The sequence below is a fragment of the Mesorhizobium sp. M7A.F.Ca.US.007.01.2.1 genome (assembly GCF_003998165.1).
In the GTDB taxonomy this organism is placed as follows: Bacteria; Pseudomonadota; Alphaproteobacteria; order Rhizobiales; family Rhizobiaceae; genus Mesorhizobium; species Mesorhizobium ciceri.
In genome coordinates, this window is the sequence record NZ_RZQP01000368.1 from 1 (window position 1) to 3,687 (window position 3,687).

4 protein-coding genes and 1 pseudogene are annotated in these 3,687 nt (G+C 65.9%); 4 read left to right on the plus strand and 1 reads right to left on the minus strand.

Annotated elements, in window-relative coordinates:
* The 3 genes and pseudogenes from EN949_RS33690 to EN949_RS33700 all read left to right on the plus strand — a co-directional run.
* Positions 1 to 753: pseudogene (locus EN949_RS33690) on the plus strand (helix-turn-helix domain-containing protein); the annotation flags it as partial.
* A 33-nt stretch (positions 754 to 786) separates the two neighbouring features.
* The gene (locus tag EN949_RS33695; protein WP_013530712.1) at positions 787 to 1,419 is read left to right on the plus strand and encodes a PQQ-binding-like beta-propeller repeat protein; all 633 of its coding nucleotides are present in this window, start codon (positions 787 to 789) and stop codon (positions 1,417 to 1,419) included.
* Positions 1,420 to 1,580: 161 nt separating this feature from the next.
* Positions 1,581 to 2,411, plus strand: a complete 831-nt coding sequence (locus EN949_RS33700; RefSeq protein ID WP_174299083.1) for an aldo/keto reductase — start codon at positions 1,581 to 1,583, stop codon at positions 2,409 to 2,411.
* 96 nt (positions 2,412 to 2,507) lie between these two features.
* Here EN949_RS33700 and EN949_RS33705 read toward each other — a convergent pair whose 3' ends face one another.
* A complete protein-coding gene (locus EN949_RS33705) occupies positions 2,508 to 2,813 on the minus strand; it encodes a hypothetical protein (protein ID WP_013530714.1) in 306 nt (101 codons plus the stop codon).
* Between the two features lie 208 nt (positions 2,814 to 3,021).
* Between EN949_RS33705 and EN949_RS33710 the strand changes: the two genes are divergently transcribed.
* Positions 3,022 to 3,687 (plus strand): ATP-binding protein (locus EN949_RS33710; RefSeq protein WP_164782633.1); only part of this gene is annotated, 666 nt, incomplete at its 3' end.

The following is a 3,687-nucleotide window of genomic DNA, read 5'->3' on the forward strand; positions in this document are numbered from 1 at the left end:
ATGCGGCGCCTCAAGACGAAGCCGGCGCGCAGGGCGTTGGAGTGGGCACGCCACGCCGCCCGCCAGGCCGGCATTGCGGGGCTCATCGCTGAAGTCGACCGCGCATTCCTGGCGCTGGACACGCCGGCGGCGCGGCTGATCGCGGCTGGCGAGCAGCGCCCGTTGCTGCTTGAGGACGTCGAGGCGTTGCAGGCGTCGCCGGCGCTGCTGGTCGATAATTTCCGATATGTCGTGCGCCAACAGGAGAAAACGGTCTCGCTGGCCACGCGCCCGGTTCTGTTCGCGCTGGCCCGTACGCTCGCCGAAGCGTGGCCAGGCGATGTGTCCAGGGCGACGCTGATCGCGCAAGCCTTCGGCGGCAGGCACGCCGATGAATCGCATCGGGCGCGGCTGCGGGTCGAGATCGGCCGGCTGCGCACCGAATTGCGGGGCTTGGCCGACATCGGCGCCACCAGCCAGGGCTTCGCGCTGGCGCCGCGCCAGGCACGCGAGGTGCTGGTGCTGGCGCGGCCGATCGAGGAGCGGCACGCGGCGGTGCTGGCTTTCCTTGCCGACGGTGAATCCTGGGCGAGTTCGGCGTTGGCGCTGGCGCTTGGCACCGGGCAGCGCAGCGTGCAGCGGGCGTTGGAGCAGCTTGGCGAGGCCGGCAAGGTGCAGTTTTTCGGTCACGGCCGGGCGCGCCGCTGGATGACGCCTCCACTGGTGGGATTCACGACCACCTTGTTACTCCCGGCCCCGCTGCCGAACGGTTAGGAAGTGACATCGGATCTCAATGAGGACAAGGACATGAAACAGTCAACGGCCGAAATCCTGCGCGAATACGGACCCTTTGCCGATGTGGAGAGGGTGCATGGGGTGAGCTTTGACGGCAGCAATGTCTGGTTTGCCTCGGGCGAGAAGCTGAACGCCTTCGATCCGGAGAGCGGGCAGAACCTGCGCTCGATCGATGTCGCGGCGCATGCCGGCACCGCCTGGGACGGCCAGCATTTCTTCCAGCTTGCCAACGACCTGATACAGAAGATCGACCCTGATACCGGCCAGGTGTTGGCGACTATTCCGGCGCCCGGTGGTGGCGGCGATTCCGGGCTGACCTGGGCCGAAGGAACGCTCTGGGTGGGACAATACCGCGAACGCAAGATCCACCAGGTCGACCCGGAAACCGGTGCGATCCTGCGCACCATCGAATCCAACCGCTTCGTCACCGGGGTGACATGGGTCGAGGGCGAGCTGTGGCACGCCACCTGGGAAGGCGACCAGAGCGACCTGCGCCGCGTCGACCCGAAATCAGGCAAGGTTCTGGAGAAGCTCGACATGCCGGCCGGGATGGGCGTGTCGGGGCTGGAATCCGATGGCGGCGACCGCCTTTATTGCGGCAGCACATCCGCCGGGGTGGTGCGGGCGGTGCGCCGGCCGCGGTGAGGATGCGGCCGACGCCGAAGTCACACTTGCAGGCGCACTTCACACGGCAATTTGTCCGCTGTCGGCTGGCCGTTGCCCCTTGTCGGACCTAGATAGGCTGTGCGCCGGGCGGACGCCCGGCCCAGCTTTGCAAAGGATCCCTCATGCCTGAACAGCCCACCATGCCCGAACAGATTGCATTGAACGACGGCTCCGCCATTCCCCAACTCGGCCTCGGTGTGTGGCAGGTCGACCAGGACATCACCGCCGACGTGGTGGGTTGGGGCATCGAGGCCGGCTATCGCCTGATCGACACCGCCGAAGGCTATCAGAACGAGGAAGGGGTCGGAGAGGCGATCCGCAGTGCCGGCGTGCCGCGGGCTGAGCTGTTCATCACCTCGAAACTGCGCAACGGCGCGCACCAGCGCGATGCGGCCTTGCGCGCCTTCGACGAGACGATGGAGAAGCTCGGCGTCGAACAGATCGACCTGTTCCTGATCCACTGGCCTGTGCCCAGCCAGGACAAATATGTCGAGGCCTGGAAGACGCTGGTCGAACTCAGGCAGGCCGGCCGCATCAAATCGATCGGCGTTTCGAACTTCAACCAGGACCATCTGGAGCGGATCATCGGCGAGACCGGTGTGACGCCCGTCGTCAACCAGATCGAGCTGCATCCCCAGTTCCAGCAGCGCGGTGTCAGGGACTTTCATGCCAAGCACGACATCCGTATCGAAAGCTGGAGCCCTCTGGGCAGCGGCCGGCTGCTCGGCGATCCGACCATTGCAGGCATCGCCAAAAAACATGGCAAGTCCGTCGCACAGGCGATCATCCGCTGGCATCTCCAGGAGGGGCTGATCGTCATTCCAAAGTCGATCCGCAGGGATCGCATCGCCGCCAATTTCGATGTCTTCGATTTCGAACTGGATGCGCAGGACCTGCAGACGATCCGCGGCATGGATTCGCCCGAGGGCCGCAACGGACCCAACCCCGCCACAGCCGCGTTCCTGTTCTGAGAGGCAAGTTTTAACGAGCTGGCAACGAAACTGCTAATCTCCCCCACGAGGGGGGAGATTGGCAGCTTTGCGGCTTTCGCCAATTTCTTGCGCCCCTCAAATCCCGGACCCATCCAACTGCTGGGCGTCTTCGCCTTCCCAGGGCGCCGGCATCGACGCGCGGCTAAGGTTGGCGGTGGGCAGCGGCATCCAGCATTTCAGTTCCGGGTCGGCGTATTCGATGACGCGCCCGGGCGAAGAGTCCGACGCGCGCCAGCCTTCCGAGGCGAACTGGTCGGCACGCGACCAATAGGCAAGGTCGACTTCCGCCGGTCCCTGCTCGGACGGACGCACAGTGACCAGGATGCGGCTGCCGTCCTTCGGCGCCGTCGACATGTGGCGCCACCGTTCGGGCTCGTCCATCGCATTCCTCCTCGCACTCGTAGCGTTGGGAGGAGTGTCGCCTCGTGGTCCGAAGGGGTCAACCCAAAGTTTGCGCCAGGCATCGGCTGATGACCCCTCCAGACGGTGCCTGCACAGTTGTGCGCAACACGCCGCGGGCGGTCATGCACGCTCGACGGGCCGTGACCCAGTTGATAAGCCCGTCTGCGAAAGGAGCGCCTGAGTCGAGATGACCGTTGCGATCGAGATGGGACAGACGACCGCAGGCGCCCCGGCGAAGCTGGATCTCGAGGAACTGCTCGCGACGCGCCTTTTGGTGCAGGGCAATTCGGGCTCCGGCAAGTCGCATCTGCTGCGGCGCCTGCTGGAGCAGAGCGCGCCCTGGGTGCAGCAGACCATCATCGATCCCGAGGGCGACTTCGTTTCGCTGGGCGACCGTTACGGCCATCTGGTGATCGATGCCGAGCAGCATACCGAGCGCGGCCTGCAGGCGGCAGGCGAGCGGGCGCGCATGCATCGCGTCTCCACCGTGCTCAATCTCGAAGGGCTCGACGCCGAGAACCAGATGCGGCGTGCCGCCGCCTTCCTCGGCGGGCTGTTCGAGGTCGCCCGTGACCACTGGTACCCGATGCTGGTGGTGGTGGACGAGGCGCAGCTGTTCGCGCCGGCGGTGGCCGGCGAGGTTTCCGACGAGGCGCGAAAGCTCTCGCTCGGCGCGATGACCAATTTGATGTGCCGTGGCCGAAAGCGCGGGCTGGCCGGCATCATCGCCACCCAGCGGCTGGCAAAGCTCGCCAAGAACGTCGCCGCCGAGGCGTCCAACTTTCTCATGGGCCGCACCTTCCTCGATATCGACATGGCGCGTGCCGCCGACCTTCTGGGCATGGAGCGGCGC